The 15,064-nt window shown below is 60.4% G+C and carries 15 protein-coding genes; 9 read left to right on the top strand and 6 right to left on the bottom strand.

What is annotated here, in order from left to right; all coding sequences use genetic code 11:
* Positions 1 to 347 precede the first annotated feature (347 nt).
* On the top strand, positions 348 to 1,382 hold the full coding sequence (locus QRN50_RS01305; protein ID WP_032619941.1) for a hydrolase: 1,035 nt from the start codon (positions 348 to 350) through the stop codon (positions 1,380 to 1,382).
* Between the two features lie 7 nt (positions 1,383 to 1,389).
* Here the strand turns inward: QRN50_RS01305 and QRN50_RS01300 are convergent, their stop codons facing one another.
* Both QRN50_RS01300 and QRN50_RS01295 read right to left on the bottom strand, forming a co-directional pair.
* Complete coding sequence (locus QRN50_RS01300; RefSeq protein WP_024659943.1) at positions 1,390 to 2,244, bottom strand: sulfurtransferase; 855 nt, start codon at positions 2,242 to 2,244, stop codon at positions 1,390 to 1,392.
* A gap of 54 nt (positions 2,245 to 2,298) precedes the next feature.
* Positions 2,299 to 2,961 carry a TetR/AcrR family transcriptional regulator gene (locus tag QRN50_RS01295; RefSeq protein ID WP_011269213.1) on the bottom strand — a complete coding sequence of 221 codons (663 nt, stop codon included), beginning with the start codon at positions 2,959 to 2,961 and terminating at the stop codon, positions 2,299 to 2,301.
* Positions 2,962 to 3,329: 368 nt separating this feature from the next.
* On the opposite strand from QRN50_RS01295, the gene coaD reads away from it, so the two are divergent.
* Both coaD and QRN50_RS01285 read left to right on the top strand, forming a co-directional pair.
* Positions 3,330 to 3,809 (top strand): pantetheine-phosphate adenylyltransferase, encoded by a 480-nt coding sequence (gene coaD, locus QRN50_RS01290; RefSeq protein ID WP_003348749.1) that lies wholly within the window; start codon positions 3,330 to 3,332, stop codon positions 3,807 to 3,809.
* 98 nt (positions 3,810 to 3,907) lie between these two features.
* Positions 3,908 to 4,159, top strand: coding sequence for a YfhL family 4Fe-4S dicluster ferredoxin (locus QRN50_RS01285; RefSeq protein WP_003316325.1), 252 nt, complete (start codon positions 3,908 to 3,910; stop codon positions 4,157 to 4,159).
* A gap of 9 nt (positions 4,160 to 4,168) precedes the next feature.
* Here QRN50_RS01285 and QRN50_RS01280 read toward each other — a convergent pair whose 3' ends face one another.
* The 3 genes from QRN50_RS01280 to QRN50_RS01270 form a co-directional block, all read right to left on the bottom strand.
* Positions 4,169 to 4,507: a hypothetical protein gene (locus QRN50_RS01280; RefSeq protein WP_003411945.1), complete on the bottom strand. Its 339-nt coding sequence runs from the start codon at positions 4,505 to 4,507 to the stop codon at positions 4,169 to 4,171.
* Between the two features lie 97 nt (positions 4,508 to 4,604).
* Positions 4,605 to 5,417 (bottom strand): bifunctional DNA-formamidopyrimidine glycosylase/DNA-(apurinic or apyrimidinic site) lyase, encoded by an 813-nt coding sequence (gene mutM / locus QRN50_RS01275; RefSeq protein WP_003372546.1) that lies wholly within the window; start codon positions 5,415 to 5,417, stop codon positions 4,605 to 4,607.
* A gap of 45 nt (positions 5,418 to 5,462) precedes the next feature.
* Positions 5,463 to 6,275: an HDOD domain-containing protein gene (locus QRN50_RS01270; RefSeq protein ID WP_172452203.1), complete on the bottom strand. Its 813-nt coding sequence runs from the start codon at positions 6,273 to 6,275 to the stop codon at positions 5,463 to 5,465.
* Between the two features lie 238 nt (positions 6,276 to 6,513).
* Here QRN50_RS01270 and QRN50_RS01265 point away from each other — a divergent pair, with 238 nt between their 5' ends.
* Together QRN50_RS01265 and QRN50_RS01260 are read left to right on the top strand one after the other, a co-directional pair.
* On the top strand, positions 6,514 to 7,053 hold the full coding sequence (locus tag QRN50_RS01265; RefSeq protein ID WP_003372548.1) for a type 1 glutamine amidotransferase domain-containing protein: 540 nt from the start codon (positions 6,514 to 6,516) through the stop codon (positions 7,051 to 7,053).
* Positions 7,054 to 7,138: 85 nt separating this feature from the next.
* A complete protein-coding gene (locus tag QRN50_RS01260) occupies positions 7,139 to 8,335 on the top strand; it encodes a class I SAM-dependent rRNA methyltransferase (protein WP_003393654.1) in 1,197 nt (398 codons plus the stop codon).
* Between the two features lie 491 nt (positions 8,336 to 8,826).
* Here the strand turns inward: QRN50_RS01260 and QRN50_RS01255 are convergent, their stop codons facing one another.
* The gene (locus QRN50_RS01255) at positions 8,827 to 9,573 is read right to left on the bottom strand and encodes a TraX family protein (RefSeq protein ID WP_003402257.1); all 747 of its coding nucleotides are present in this window, start codon (positions 9,571 to 9,573) and stop codon (positions 8,827 to 8,829) included.
* Positions 9,574 to 9,672: 99 nt separating this feature from the next.
* On the opposite strand from QRN50_RS01255, the gene QRN50_RS01250 reads away from it, so the two are divergent.
* From QRN50_RS01250 to mdtD, 4 genes are all read left to right on the top strand, one after another.
* Entirely contained in the window at positions 9,673 to 10,713 is a 1,041-nt protein-coding gene (locus tag QRN50_RS01250; RefSeq protein ID WP_032655819.1) for a threonine aldolase family protein, read from the top strand.
* Positions 10,714 to 10,836: 123 nt separating this feature from the next.
* Positions 10,837 to 12,279, top strand: a complete 1,443-nt coding sequence (locus QRN50_RS01245; protein ID WP_096127459.1) for a TldD/PmbA family protein — start codon at positions 10,837 to 10,839, stop codon at positions 12,277 to 12,279.
* The gene (locus QRN50_RS01240) at positions 12,279 to 13,604 is read left to right on the top strand and encodes a TldD/PmbA family protein (RefSeq protein WP_057457176.1); all 1,326 of its coding nucleotides are present in this window, start codon (positions 12,279 to 12,281) and stop codon (positions 13,602 to 13,604) included. The genes QRN50_RS01245 and QRN50_RS01240 overlap by 1 nt, the downstream gene beginning before the upstream one ends.
* Positions 13,605 to 13,613: 9 nt before the next feature.
* Complete coding sequence (gene mdtD / locus QRN50_RS01235; RefSeq protein ID WP_024641820.1) at positions 13,614 to 15,026, top strand: multidrug transporter subunit MdtD; 1,413 nt, start codon at positions 13,614 to 13,616, stop codon at positions 15,024 to 15,026.
* The last annotated feature ends 38 nt before the right edge of the window (positions 15,027 to 15,064 follow it).

Here is a 15,064-nt window from a genome sequence, read left to right as displayed (position 1 = left end):
CTTGACGACGCAGAGCGTCATGAACGGCATTCCCACGCTGGAGCGTGCGGAACGAAACCCTTGTAACTATCGTGCCGATGCTCTGCGTCAGCATGCAGTTCTGGACGCTCCGCGTCCTCTTGACGACGCAGAGCGTCATGAACGGCATTCCCACGCTGGAGCGTGCGGAACGAGACTCTTGTAACTATCGTGCCGATGCTCTGCGTCGGCATGCAGTTCTGGACGCTCTGCGTCCTCGTGGTCATGCAGAGTGTCATGAATACATTCCGGCGCTTCCCCCTTACATCCCGGACAGCTTAGTGGCAACGTATAGCCAGTCACCCCTGAATTGATCGTTGAGCAAGCACGTGCCCACACGCCCTACCTTTGTGTCCCATGCCAATCCATTCGTCCCGGCCGTCGGCATGGGCAATCCGCATTTGCAGACGCTTTGGGGGCCGCTGCTGCGCAAGCCGACGTTGCTGGCGCGCACGCGCGAGCGGTTGTGGTTGCAGGACGGGGACTTTCTGGACATGGACTGGCATGGTCCTGATCAGCCCGATAAACCCTTGGTGCTGGTACTGCACGGCCTGACTGGGTCGTCCAACTCGCCCTATGTCGCCGGTCTGCAAAAAGCCATGGCGGCGCAGGGCTGGCCGAGTGTGGCGTTGAACTGGCGCGGTTGCTCGGGAGAGCCCAACCTGCTGTCGCGCAGTTATCACTCCGGGGCGAGCGAGGATCTGGCCGAGGTGATCGCCCATTTGCGTTCGCTGCGGCCATTGGCTCCGATTTATGCGGTGGGGTATTCGCTGGGCGGCAATGTGTTGCTCAAGTACCTGGGTGAATCCGGCGCCAACAGTGATTTGCGGGGGGCCGTGGCGGTGTCCGTGCCGTTTCGTCTGGACGAATGCGCCAACCGTATCGGCCAAGGCTTCTCGCGGGTTTATCAGCGGCACTTCATGCGCGAAATGCTGGCTTATATCCGTGACAAGCAGCATCGGTTCCAGCATGAAGGCATCAGCGAGGGGCTGGCCGAACTCGCCGCGCTGGGTTCACTGGAGAACATGCGCACCTTCTGGGACTTCGATGGCCGGGTGACTGCACCACTGCACGGCTTTACCGATGCCACGGATTATTACCGCAGGGCGTCCAGCCGCTACTACCTGGGCCAGATTCAGACGCCGACGCTGATCATCCAGTCCAGCGACGACCCGTTCGTGTTCCCTCACAGCCTGCCCGAACCCAGCGAACTGTCGTCCTGCACCGAATTCGAACTGCACACCAAAGGCGGGCATGTCGGCTTCGTCGAAGGCTCGCTTCGCACTCCGCGTTACTACCTCGAACGTCGCATCCCGCTGTGGTTATGCGCCGCTCAGGAGCGCGAAGGCTCGCCCACGATTTGATAACGAATCAGGCGCCCGTGGCGATTTCACGCTCAGGATCGGTGATCCACTCGCTCCACGACCCCGCATACAGCGTAGCCAGCGGATAGCCAGCCAGACACAGGGCGAACAGGTTGTGGCAGGCGGTGACACCTGAACCGCAATAGGACACCAGACTCTCCGGCGGGCGATCCTGCAGCTTTTCGGCGAAACGCTGCCCGAGCTGCCCGGGCGGCAAAAAGCGTCCGTCCGCGCCGAGGTTGTCGGTACAGGCGGCACACTGCGCACCGGGAATATGCCCGGCCACCGGATCCATAGGCTCTACGTCGCCTCGAAAGCGGGCTTCGGCGCGCGCGTCGATCAGGGTCATTTCCGGGCGCCCCAGACGACCCTGCAAGCGACTGCCGCTGAGCACCATGGACATGTCCGGCTCACCGCTGAAATGACCGGGTTCACGATTCGGCGCATCAAGGCTCAACGGCAGCCCCGCCGCGTGCCAGGCCTTCAGCCCGCCATCGAGCAGGTAGACGCCTTCACGCTTGCCCATCCACGCCAGTAACCACCAGGCCCGTGCGGCATACATTCCCGGCCCATCGTCATACAGCACCACATCGCTGTCGGCGTTGATGCCCCATGCCTGAAAGCATTGCAGCAAAGCGGCGGGATCGGGCAGTGGATGACGTCCGGTCTTGCCCTTGATCACAGTCCCGCTGAGGTCGCGCTTCAGATCGGCAAAAGACGCGCCTTCGATATGCCCCTGGGCGTAACTGCGTTGACCGTAGTCGGAATCTTCGAGCGCGTAACGGCAATCGAGAATCACCAGGCCTGGAGTTTTCTGGCGTTCAGCCAGTTGCTCAGGGTTGATCAGTTGCGCAATGGACATGACACTCTCCCGTGGCAGAGAACTGACAAGCAGGCTGCTCGTCGGTCCCGGAATTCACATCAGAACCTCGGGCAGCGACGCGTGAAACGTTTCGCACAGTGCATCGAACGCTTCGCGAGCCTGAGGCGCGACAAAAACAGATTCGAGCATAAGTACCTGATAGACGCCACGTCGAATAGCCGACTGGTTGATCTGCGTGGAGTTTTCCCGGTTGGTGCACAGAAAACGCACCCACGACGTGAGGACGATCCAGGTGTTGAGACTGGTCCACTCGATCTGCGACTCATCCATCTTCAGGATGCCTGCCTTGATGAATCCCCGATAGATGGTCATCGCCTGCATCAGACAGCGGTATGAGAAACGCCGATAGCGCCGCGCCAGCTCCTCATCGGACGTCAGCAGGTGCTCAAGGTCACGGTGCAGAAAACGGTAGCGCCACATGGCGTCGATGATCGCCAGGAAGTAATCGCGCTTGTCCTCGATGGTCGGCGCACGATCGGCTGGCAAGGTCAGGAAACTGCCGATCAGCACCTCGTACTCGGAGAACAGTTCGGCGATGATCGCCTGCTTGTTGGCGAAGTGGTAATAGAGATTGCCGGGCGAGATTTCCATATGCGCAGCGATGTGATTGGTGGTCACACTACGCTCACCCTGCTGATTGAACAGTTCCAGACTGGTTTGCACGATTCGTTCACGGGTTTTGGTACGCGGTGCCATGCTGGGCCAGACCACTCTATGCTGATCAGATGATGGCAATCTTAGCGCAGGCTGATGCTGCAATGGTGGCAGAATCGTCGCGGTGAGAGTGTTATGTCGACGCAGGCACACGGACCTGGGCCGACACCCGGACGGACCGAAAATCCGCATGACACCTCGCTCATCAACCAGCGTCATCCTTACAAACTTTTTCATACGCCGACCAGGCGCTGTGACTGCGCCAAATAGCCCCAAAATCAGGGATTTCAGTAGAAACATGGCCGATAATCGGCGCAATACGACGTTTGATACCCGCCGCACAGCTTGGCCCATCGGGAAGGCTGCGATACCATCCGAGTCCCACAACGGACTCCGACCAGGACGACGCGATGAACCGAGTGTTGTACCCAGGCACCTTCGACCCGATTACCAAGGGCCATGGAGATCTGGTCGAGCGCGCCTCGCGCCTGTTCGACCAAGTGGTCATTGCGGTTGCCGCCAGCCCGAAGAAAAACCCGCTGTTCCCTCTGGAGCAACGCGTCGAGCTGGCCCGCGAAGTCACCAAGCACTTGCCCAATGTGGAAGTGGTCGGTTTTTCGACCCTGCTGGCGCATTTTGCCAAGGAACAGAATGCCAATGTCTTTCTGCGCGGACTTCGTGCCGTCTCGGACTTCGAATACGAGTTTCAGTTGGCCAACATGAATCGTCAGCTGGCACCGGACGTCGAAAGCCTGTTCCTCACGCCGTCGGAGCGCTACTCGTTCATTTCCTCGACGTTAGTGCGTGAAATCGCCGCGTTGGGCGGTGATATCACCAAGTTCGTTCACCCTGCAGTTGCCCAGGCGCTGACCGAACGCTTCAAGCGCTAGACGCGCTGCATGTGAAGGTGCATCCCGAAGCCTAATGCGGCACAATTCGCCGCATTGGTTTTAATGTGCCCCGGCGTCGGCCGCGGCAGGAGCAATTCATGTCCCTTATCATCACTGACGATTGCATCAACTGCGACGTCTGCGAACCCGAGTGCCCAAACGAGGCGATTTCACAAGGCGAGGAGATCTACGTGATCAACCCGAACCTGTGTACCGAATGCGTCGGTCACTACGACGAGCCTCAATGTCAGCAGGTTTGCCCGGTCGACTGCATCCCCCTGGATGAGAATCACGTCGAGAGCAAAGAGCAGTTGATGGACAAATACCGGATCATCACCAGCAAGGCCTGATAACGGTCTTTACTGCTGCTTGCCGTACCCGTCGCCCGTGCAACCCAGACAACGCACGAAGGCTGCCTTGCCCGGATCCACCACCAGCGCCTTGCCTGTTGCCCCGAGGTTGCCGCCTGCCGCCGCAAAAGGCGCAGCGATCACGAACAGTCCCGTGCCGATGACGGTGGCCGCGATCAGCAAAGGGCGGGCAATCAGCAAGTCACCGATCATGGCAAACGCCGGCGGGTTCTGGATGGTGTAGACCGGATCGCCGCTGCCTGTGGTGACATCGGCGGCAACCGCCGGCAGCGCCTGCAGGCCGATGAACAATGCCAGCGTGGCAGCGAGAATACGAAACGGGCTCATGGCTTGATCCTTCAGGCGTAGCAAATAGTTAAGGTGCCATCACTATAAACAGGGCTGTGGGTTAAGCAAATGGCCCAGAGCCCCTGTCATGCGTATTTCAGCGCTGGCATTTCGGGCAATACACGCTGGCGCGCTGGCCGAGTTTGACCTCACGCAGCGTCGTACCGCACACCTTGCATGGCTGGCCGCCACGCCCATACGCAAACAATTCCTGCTGGAAATACCCTGGCTTGCCGTCACCGCCGATGAAGTCACGCAGGGTGGTGCCGCCACGCTCTATGGCGTAGGCCAGAATACGTTTGATCTCGATGGCCAGCTTCAGGTAACGCGCCCGGGACACACTCCCCGCTTCGCGGCGCGGGTCGATGCCGGCGGCGAACAGCGCTTCGGTCGCATAGATATTGCCCACCCCGACCACAACGGCGTTGTCCATGACGAACGGCTTGACCGCGATCGACTTGCCACGCGAACGCTCGTAAAGACGCTCGCCATCGAACAGATCGGTCAGCGGCTCCGGCCCCAGGCGGATCAACAGTTCGTGGTTATGCGGATCAAGACTCCAGAGCATCGCGCCGAAGCGACGCGGGTCGGTATAACGCAAGGCCAGCCCGGACTCCAGTTCGATATCGACATGCTCATGTTTGAGCGCCGGAAGCCCGGCCTCGACCAGACGCAGATTCCCGGACATGCCCAAGTGGCTGATCAGGGTGCCCACCTCGGCCTGGATCAGCAGGTACTTGGCGCGCCTGTCCACCTGCACGATGCGCTGGCCGGACAGGCGCACGTCCAGGTCTTCGGGAATGGGCCAGCGCAAGCGGCTGTCGCGCACGATCACGCGGCTGACGCGCTGACCTTCGAGATGCGGCGCAATGCCACGACGGGTGGTTTCGACTTCAGGTAATTCAGGCATGGACAACTCGGTCGTGCAGAAAGGACAGGCCGGGGCGGCGCCGGATCAGCGCGCGCCCAGCTCGCGAATGCTTTCCCTCAGGTATTCAAAGTCATATTCGGACAAACCCACGTAGTCCAGCACCAGCGCACCGATGGATTCCCACTCGTGGTCCTCGTCCTGGTTGCCCAATACCCGATAGGACTGGCAGATATGCTCGGCCATTTTAAGGGGCGCTAGGAGGTTCTTGAGCGTGGCATTACGACTGGTATCGTCCTGAAAGATCGCCAATGCGTTGTGATGGTTGGCAATCGCGTCGGTAATGTGCGCAGGCAGACGCCAGGATTTGGCCGTGTAATAGCCAACCACCGAATGGTTGGTGTCGAAGGCGCTGTTTTCAGTATCGACGATGCGGCAATCGGGCCCCGCGTTGGCGTAGGCCTCTTCCAGCACTGGCATGTAGTTGGGGAAACGCTTGAGCATCAACGGAATGCCGCAGTCGTGAAACAGGCCCAGAGCATAGGACTCGTCTGCCGTCTGCGAGCCGATGCGCTTGGCCAGGGTCAGACTGGTCATGGCGACATCCTGCGCCGTATCCCAGAAGCGGTTGAGCGCGACGATGGTTTCATCGGTCATCTCGCCCCTGATCGACTGCGCGTTGATCAGGTTGATCACCGTCCGACTGCCCAGCAGGTTTACCGCCTTGTCGATGGAGGCAATCTTGTTGGACAGGCCGTAGTGGGCGGAGTTGACGATCTTCAACAGCGCCCCGGACAACCCGGGATCCTGCGCGATCAATCGCGCAATCGCCCCCAGGTCCGGGTCGGGCATGTATTGCTCCATCTGCAGGTCCACCATGATTTGCGGCTGCGGGGGCACACTGATGCCCTGCAACGCTTGCTGGATCTGTTCTGGGCTTAGCTCTTCGGACATAGGAATTTACTCACGGTGATGACTGGATTCTGACCCCTTGCGGAGAAACGGTCCATCATCCGAGACGAAGATATTCTCGGAACTTTGCCTGGTACGAAGCTTCGGACTCTGTGTTAACGGCGTGAACGGCGGCTGCAAAACGGCCTGCCAGACGCTACTTTTAAGCCCGACACTGGAGGATCCCATGTCTAAAGCATTGACTGGCAAACGCATAGCAATTCTTGTAACCGACGGTTTCGAACAGGTTGAACTGACCGGTCCGAAAGAAGCGCTGGAGCAAGCAGGCGCCACCGTGGAAATCCTTTCCGCTGAAGAGGGCAAGGTCAAAGGCTGGAATCACGACAAACCGGCCGATGACTTCAAGATTGATGGCACCTTCAAGGCTGCCAATGCCAGTGACTACCACGGTGTGGTGCTGCCGGGCGGAGTACAGAACTCCGACACCATCCGCATAGACAGCGACGCGCAGAAGATCGTCAAAGACATCGAGGCCGCGGGCAAGCCGGTGGCGGTTATCTGCCATGGCAGCTGGCTGTTGATCTCGGCCGGCCTGGTAAAAGGTAAAACCCTGACCAGCTTCAAGACGCTGAAAGATGACCTGGTCAACGCTGGCGCGAAATGGGTCGATCAGGAAGTCGTCACCGACGGCAAACTGATCAGCAGCCGTCAACCCGACGACATCCCCGCGTTCAACAGCAAACTGATCGAAGCACTGTCTGCCTGACAGATTCCGTCAGTTAATTGCAGTCATCCCGGCCCAGCGCCGGGATGACGCGCTATAATCCCGCTCTTTTTTCAGGAGCGACGTCATGTCCCTGCCTAGCTTGCGCCTCAAAGCCAACGCCGACCGCCGCCTGCGCGCCGGTCATCTGTGGGTCTACAGCAACGAGATCGATGTAGCCGCCACCCCACTGCATGGTTTTGCAGCCGGTGACCAGGCCATCCTCGAAGCTGCGGGCGGCAAGCCGCTGGGCATCGTCGCCATGAGCCCCAACAACCTGATCTGCGCACGCCTGCTGTCGCGCGACATCAAGCTGCCGCTCGACAAGTCTCTGCTGGTCCATCGCCTCAACGTTGCGCTGTCGCTGCGTGAGCGCCTGTTCGACAAGCCCTTCTACCGCCTGGTCTACGGTGACTCCGACCTGCTGCCGGGCCTGGTGGTCGATCGTTTCGGTGACATTCTGGTCGTTCAGCTGGCCTCGGCCACCATGGAAAACCACAAGGAAGACATCATTGCGGCGCTGGTTCAGGTCATCAAGCCAAGCGGCATCCTGTTCAAGAACGATTCGGCGGCTCGCGACGCGGAAGGCCTGAATCGTTACGTCGAGACTGTTTTCGGTCTGGTACCGGAATGGGTCGCGCTGGAAGAGAACGGTGTGAAGTTCGAAGCACCGGTCATGGCCGGGCAAAAAACCGGCTGGTTCTATGACCACCGCATGAACCGCGCGCGCATCGCTCCTTACGTCAAAGGCAAGCGTGTGCTGGATCTGTACAGCTATATCGGTGGCTGGGGCATTCAGGCAGCGGCGTTCGGTGCCAGCGATGTCACCTGCGTCGACGCGTCGTCCTTCGCCCTCGATGGCGTGGAGCGCAACGCAGCCCTGAACGGCTTTGCAGAAAAAATGACCTGCATCGAAGGCGATGTCTTCGAAGCGCTCAAGGAACTGAAAGCCGCTGAAGAGCGTTTCGACGTGATCGTCGCTGATCCGCCTGCGTTCATCAAACGCAAGAAAGACATGAAAAACGGTGAAGGCGCCTACCGCCGCCTGAACGAGCAAGCCATGCGCCTGCTCAGCAAGGACGGCATTCTGGTCAGCGCGTCGTGCTCGATGCACCTGCCGGAAGACGACCTGCAAAACATCCTCCTGACCAGCGCCCGCCATCTGGACCGTAACATCCAGCTGCTGGAACGCGGCGGCCAGGGCCCGGACCATCCGGTACACCCGGCGATCGCCGAAACGCGCTACATCAAAAGCATCACCTGCCGGTTGCTGCCCAACAGCTGATACCGAAGCGCCCCGACCTCTTCGCTCCTGCAAGAGCTCGCTGTTCCTGACTATGACTATCGTGCCAATGCTCTGCGTTGGCACGATAGTCAAGACCGCAGCCACTGCCGCAAAAGTGCTTTTCTCCCACGGTGGCGCTGACGACGCAGAGTGCGACGTTAGTGACGGCTGAGTCCTGGCGCTGATCCGGGGGTAGCCTGGCAGGACGCCAGGCTAGCCGCACCGGGCCATGGAGGGCCCGTTGCGGCGACCCCCGGATCAGTGACAGGGCGAAGGAACCCGACGAAGTCGGGCCGGAAACCGGAGCGAGGACTTTGCTCACTTTGGTCCCTCAAAGTGAGTCGCCGAGAGGCGAAAAGGTGACCTGAGCCGCCCCCCCCCCATCCACCTGACATCGCAGAACCCCTGTGTGACGCAGAGCGTCACGAACTGCATTCCCACGCGGAGCGTGAGGAACGAGAAGTGTGTGAGGACGCACTGCACACTCCCGATCAACCCCTGCCCAACACCATCCGCAACCCCAGCAACAGCAGAAAGTGCAGCGGGTAGATCGCGTAGGCCCAGCGCCGCATGGGAATCACTGCGAACCCGGGCTTCGCCCGCAGCAGCGCGATGCCCAGCACAGGCGCCAACACGCAGGCGACTATCGAACCGATGGAAATCGGATCGCCCCAGCTCGCACCGGCAAACATCTGCGACCACGCATTACCCGCCAGACAAAAGACCGCCGGGAACACCGCATACCAGAGCCGCTTTTCCAGCACCAGCACAAAGACCAGCGGCAGCAGCACACCGGCAAAGCCAAACATCAGGTATTTCTGGAAGATCGCCGTCAGCAGCAGTGCGACAAGGGCCATCACTCGCGTCGTCGGATTGCGATGCTGCCAGCCCTGAGCAATCACCAGCCCCAGCAGCAGGGTCGGCATCACATTCAGCACCGTCGCGTCAGCCATGAACAGCCGATACGGAATCTCCGCCAGCCCGGCAAATGCCAGCAGCCAGCCCAGATAACGCCATTGCACCCGCGGGGCCACAATCGCTGCGCTGCGCCGGGAAAGATTCACGGCGATGGCCAGACAGAACCAGGGAAAGGCAAAACGCCCCGGCACGTAAAGAAAATCGACTGACCAGCCCACATAGCGAAGGTGGTCAAGCACCATACTCAACATCGCCAGCCACTTGAGCAGGTCCAGCGCCTTGTTGCGTCCGGGCAGAAAAGGCGGGTTGGAAAGATCCATAGTGCTCCTGAACGGGGAATTGCGTCATGCAGTCAACACATGACCGAACCTTATATTGTCGCTACAGTGCGCACCATAATCGCCCATAAGGAATCGGCCATGACAGACCAAAGCCAACAGTTCGCCAGCGACAACTACTCCGGCATCTGCCCTGAAGCCTGGGCAGCCATGGAGCAGGCGAACAAGGGCCATCAACGCGCTTATGGTGACGATCAATGGACTGCCCGCGCTTCGGATGATTTCCGCCGACTGTTCGAAACCGACTGCGAAGTATTCTTCGCCTTCAACGGTACGGCGGCCAACTCGCTGGCATTGTCATCGCTGTGCCAGAGTTACCACAGTGTCATCTGTTCGGAAACGGCTCACGTCGAAACCGATGAATGCGGTGCGCCGGAGTTTTTCTCCAACGGTTCCAAACTGCTGACAGCCCGCAGCGCGGGCGGCAAGCTGACTCCGGAATCGATTCGTGAAGTGGCGCTCAAGCGTCAGGACATTCATTACCCCAAGCCGCGCGTCGTGACCCTGACCCAGGCCACCGAGGTGGGCGGCGTCTATCAGCCGGAAGAACTCAAGGCGATCAGCGCGACCTGCAAGGAACTGGGCCTGCATCTGCACATGGACGGTGCCCGCTTCTCCAATGCATGCGCCTTTCTGAAGGCTTCCCCGGCTGAACTGACCTGGAAGTCCGGCGTTGACGTGTTGTGCTTCGGCGGCACCAAAAACGGTATGGCGGTGGGCGAAGCGATTCTGTTTTTCGACCATGATTTGGCTGAAGACTTCGACTATCGCTGCAAGCAGGCCGGGCAACTGGCGTCGAAGATGCGCTTCCTGTCTGCACCGTGGGTCGGCCTGCTGGAAAACGACGCCTGGCTCAAACACGCCCGTCACGCCAACCGCTGTGCACAACTGCTCGCCGAACTGGTCAAGGACATTCCTGGCGTGGAGCTGATGTTCCCGGTGCAGGCCAATGGCGTGTTCCTGCAGCTGTCGGAGCCGGCCATTGCTGCATTGACCGCCCGCGGCTGGCGCTTCTACACCTTCATCGGCAACGGCGGCGCCCGTTTCATGTGCTCGTGGGACACCGAAGAAGACCGCGTGCGTGAACTGGCCGCCGATATCAGGCTGGTGATGCAGGGCTGAAGCGTCTAAATCAAGCTTGCAGGTGCAGCCTGACGAGCGACGGGTTAATCTCCTTCTTGACGGCAAACGGCCCACAAGGCCGTCCGGACTTTACCGACCGCCCTCAAGAAGGAGCTTGTCTGCATGTTCGATTTCTCCGCCCGGCTCAAGCAGCATTTCGCTGCCCTGCAGAGTCAAGCGCAATTCTTTTCCGTACGTTACGTGCACCGCACCGGCCAGCGCCTGTGCGTGCGCAAGAATGTGGCCGAGCCGCCGTCACTGATCAGCGACGAGGGCGCCATGCTGACCGTGCGCCTGAACGGCGTTGAAGCCTACGCCGCCACCAACGACATCTCCCTGAAGGGTTTGCAGGCGGCCTTGCAGCAGGCCGAAACGCTGGCCCGCCGTCTGGCACCGCATGCGCTGCTGGACCTGAGCGATCAAGCTGTCTCGAGCGCCAAGGCTGACTACCTGTCGCCAAACATGGATCGAGCCTTCCCGCCGCTAAGCGACTGCATTGGCCTGTTGATGGCAGAGTCCAGCGCGGTCCCGGCAGACGAACGCCTGGTCAACTGGCAGGCCATACTGGACCTGGAAACCGTCGAGCAAATCTACCTCAACAGCGCGGGCGCAGAATTGCGTCAGGCACAGCGCTTCGTGTTTCCCGGCATGAGCGTGACGGCCTACGACGGTCGCGACAGCCAGACGCGCACCCTGGGCGGGCATAACTTCGGCCAGCAAGGTGGCATCGAAGTGCTGAGCAGTTGCGGCCTGATCGGGTCTGCCGCCACTGTTGCCGACGAGGCCTTGCAGCTGATCCTCGCCCCCAACACACCATCAGGCCCACGCGACCTGCTGCTGATGCCCGATCAGATGGTCCTGCAGATTCACGAGTCCATCGGCCATCCCCTAGAGCTGGACCGGATTCTCGGTGACGAGCGCAATTACGCAGGCACCAGTTTCGTCAAAACGACTGACTTCGGCACCCTGCAATACGGCTCCAGCCTGCTGAATGTAACCTTCGACCCGGAGATTCCCGAGCAACTGGCCAGCTACGCGCACGACGACGACGGCACGTCAGCCAGCAAGCAGTTCCTGATTCGTGACGGCCTGCTGCAGCGCCCGCTCGGTGGTGCCCTGTCGCAATACCGCAGCGGTCTGGCAGGCGTCGCCAACAGCCGCGCCTCCAGCTGGAACCGTGCACCCATCGATCGCATGGCCAACCTGAACATCGAACCGGGTGACCAGTCGCTGGACAGTCTGATCGGCAACATCGAGCACGGCATTCTGATGTCGAGCAATCGCTCCTGGTCCATCGATGACGCACGCAACAAATTCCAGTTCGGCTGCGAATGGGGCCAACTGATCGAGAACGGCGAGCTCAAGGGCGTGGTGAAGAACCCTAACTACCGTGCGATCTCCGCGCAATTCTGGAAAAACCTCAGCGCCGTAGGTGATGCCAGCACGTTCAAAGTGCTGGGCACGCCGAACTGCGGCAAGGGCGAACCCAACCAGGTGATCCGTGTAGGTCATGCCTCTCCGGCGTGTGTGTTTGCCAATGTCGATGTGTTTGGAGGAGATGCCTGATGTCGCACCAACAGCAGTTCGAGGCGCTGGTCGCCGTGCTCAAGGCTGCCATCAGCCCGACGGAACACTTCACTCTGGCCTACGACGCCGAGGCGTCTGACTTCATCCGGTTCAACCACGGCCAGGTTCGACAGGCCGGGAGCGTCCAGCAGGTCATCGCCACGTTCAAACTGATCGATGACGGCCGGCATGCCAATCTGGAACTGACCTTGTCCGGCGACGCCGAGACCGACCAGCAGCGCCTTGTCGACGCCCTGCAAAAATTGCGCGAAACACTGCCGTCGCTGGCCAGGGATCCCTATCTGTTGCCGAACACGACTGCCTGGCAAAGCAGCAACGTTCAAGACTTGCCGCTGCCGGACAGCGCCCGGGTTGTCGAGCAGATCAGCGAACTGGCAGGCGATCTGGACCTGGTAGGCTTTTATGCCGCAGGCCCGCTTTACCGCGGCTTCGCCAGTTCCTGGGGCGCGCTGGGCTGGCATCAGGCCAACAGCTTCAATTTCGACTGGAGCCTGTTTCACGAAAACGGCCAGGCCGTGAAAGCCAACTACGCCGGTCACCACTGGAGCGACGAAGCGTTCGCGCAGCGTTTTCAACAGGCCCGCGAACAGCTGGAGTTTCTCGGCCGCCCGCTGCATGCGCTCAAGCCCGGACAATACCGCGCGTACCTGGCGCCAGCGGCTCTGGACGAAGTCATCGGCATGCTCACCTGGGGCGGATTTTCCGCGCAGTCACTGGCCAGTAAACGCAGCCCGTTGCAAAGGCTGTATGACGGCGAGACGCCTTTCAGCCCGTTGGTCAACTTCGACGAAAAAGTCAGCGGTTCACTCTCGCCGGCGTTTTCACGCGAAGGGTACCCGCGCAAGGACCTGAAACTGATCGTCGACGGGCAAGCCCGCGACCGACTGGTGGATTCGAGCAGCGCTGCCGAATACGACCTGCCTGCCAACGGCGCGGATTATGGCGAAGGCCCAAGCGCGTTGAGCATTGCCGGCGGTTCACTGGAGCTGGATCAGATCCTCGCCAGGCTCGGCACCGGGCTTTACATCAGTAACCTCTGGTATCTGAACTTCTCCGACCGCGCCGCTGCGCGCCTCACCGGAATGACACGTTTCGCAACGTTCTGGGTCGAAGAGGGCAAGATCGTCGCGCCGGTGAGCACCATGCGTTTCGATGACAGCGCCTACAGCCTGCTGGGCAGCGCACTGGAGGACCTGACCAAAGAGAGGGAACTGATTCTCCAATCGAGTACCTACAGTCAGCGCCAGACCGGTTCAATCCAGTTGCCTGGCGCATTGATCAGCCGACTCACCCTCACGCTATAGCAGGAGCCTATGCAGAACTCAGCAGCGCCGATCATGGACGAAAAGACCCTGCGCTGGATGCCCTGGGTCATCGCCATCGCATTCTTCATGCAAAGCCTGGACGGCACGATTCTCAACACCGCCTTGCCGTCCATGGCCCGCTCCCTGGCAGAAGACCCGTTGCGCATGCAGTCGGTGGTCATCGCCTACATGCTGACCATTGCGCTGCTGATCCCGGCTTCGGGCTGGATCGCCGACCGGTTCGGGATCAAGCGCATCTTCTTCAGCGCCATCCTGCTGTTCAGCTTCGGATCATTGCTGTGCGCGCTGTCCTGGTCACTGAACGTGCTGGTGGCCGCTCGGGTGATTCAGGGGCTTGGGGGCGCGCTGATGCTGCCCATCGGGCGCCTGATCGTATTGCGCGCCTATCCGCGCTCGGAGCTGGTGCGAATCATGGGTTTTATCACCGTGCCGGGCCTTTTGGGCCCATTGCTCGGCCCGACGCTTGGCGGCTGGATGGTGGAGTACCTGAGCTGGCACTGGATTTTCCTGATCAACATTCCGGTCGGCATCCTCGGTTGCTATGCCGTCAAACACTTCATTCCTGATCTTCCGGGAGGCGGTCGAACCCGGTTTGACGGCGTTGGCTTCATCCTGTTTGGCGCGGCGATGATACTGATCACCATTGCCCTGGAGGGCCTGGGCGAGCTGCACCTGCCACACATGCGCGTGGTACTGCTGCTGTTTGCCGGAATGGGCTGTCTGGCAGCGTATTGGCTGCGTGCCGGGCACATCGAATCGCCGTTGTTTGCCCCTTCATTGTTCCGTACCCGAACGTTTGCGGTCGGCATCATGGGCAACCTGTTCGCCCGTCTGGGCAGCGGTGCCCTGCCGTTTCTGGTGCCATTGCTGCTGCAAGTGGCGCTGGGGTATTCGCCGTCTCAGGCGGGTATGAGCATGTTGCCACTGGCCGCCGCTGGCATGTTCGCCAAGACTGTCGCCCGCTGGCTGATCGAGCGGCTGGGCTATCGCATGATTCTGACCGGCAACACACTGCTGCTGGGCATCCTGCTGGCCAGCCTGGCGCTGGTCGATGTGCAAACCCCATACTGGGTGTTGCTGGTGCATCTGGGGCTGCTCGGCGCGGTCAACTCCTTGCAGTTCACGGCGATGAATACGGTCACCCTGATCGATCTGGACGATGCCAGTGCAGCGAGTGGCAACAGCCTGCTCTCGGTCGTGGCACAGCTGTCCCTGAGTCTTGGCGTGGCAAGCGCAGCAGCCTTGCTGGGTGGTTTCAGCGAAGAAGTTGCCACCGGCGAGGTCAGCAGCATGCTGGGGGCGTTCCAGATGACCTTCCTGAGTGTCGGGGTGCTGGCCATGTTTGCAGCAGGTATTTTCCTGCAATTGCCCGCGAAGGAGCCCAGGATGGCCAAAGCCTGATTGACAACGGCTCGTGACTAGAGCAAATCTGCAAAGCG

Source organism: Pseudomonas sp. MEJ108, assembly GCF_030208985.1.
GTDB classification, from domain to species: domain Bacteria; phylum Pseudomonadota; class Gammaproteobacteria; order Pseudomonadales; family Pseudomonadaceae; genus Aquipseudomonas; species Aquipseudomonas fragariae.
This window is presented reverse-complemented; position numbering and strand designations above follow the sequence as displayed.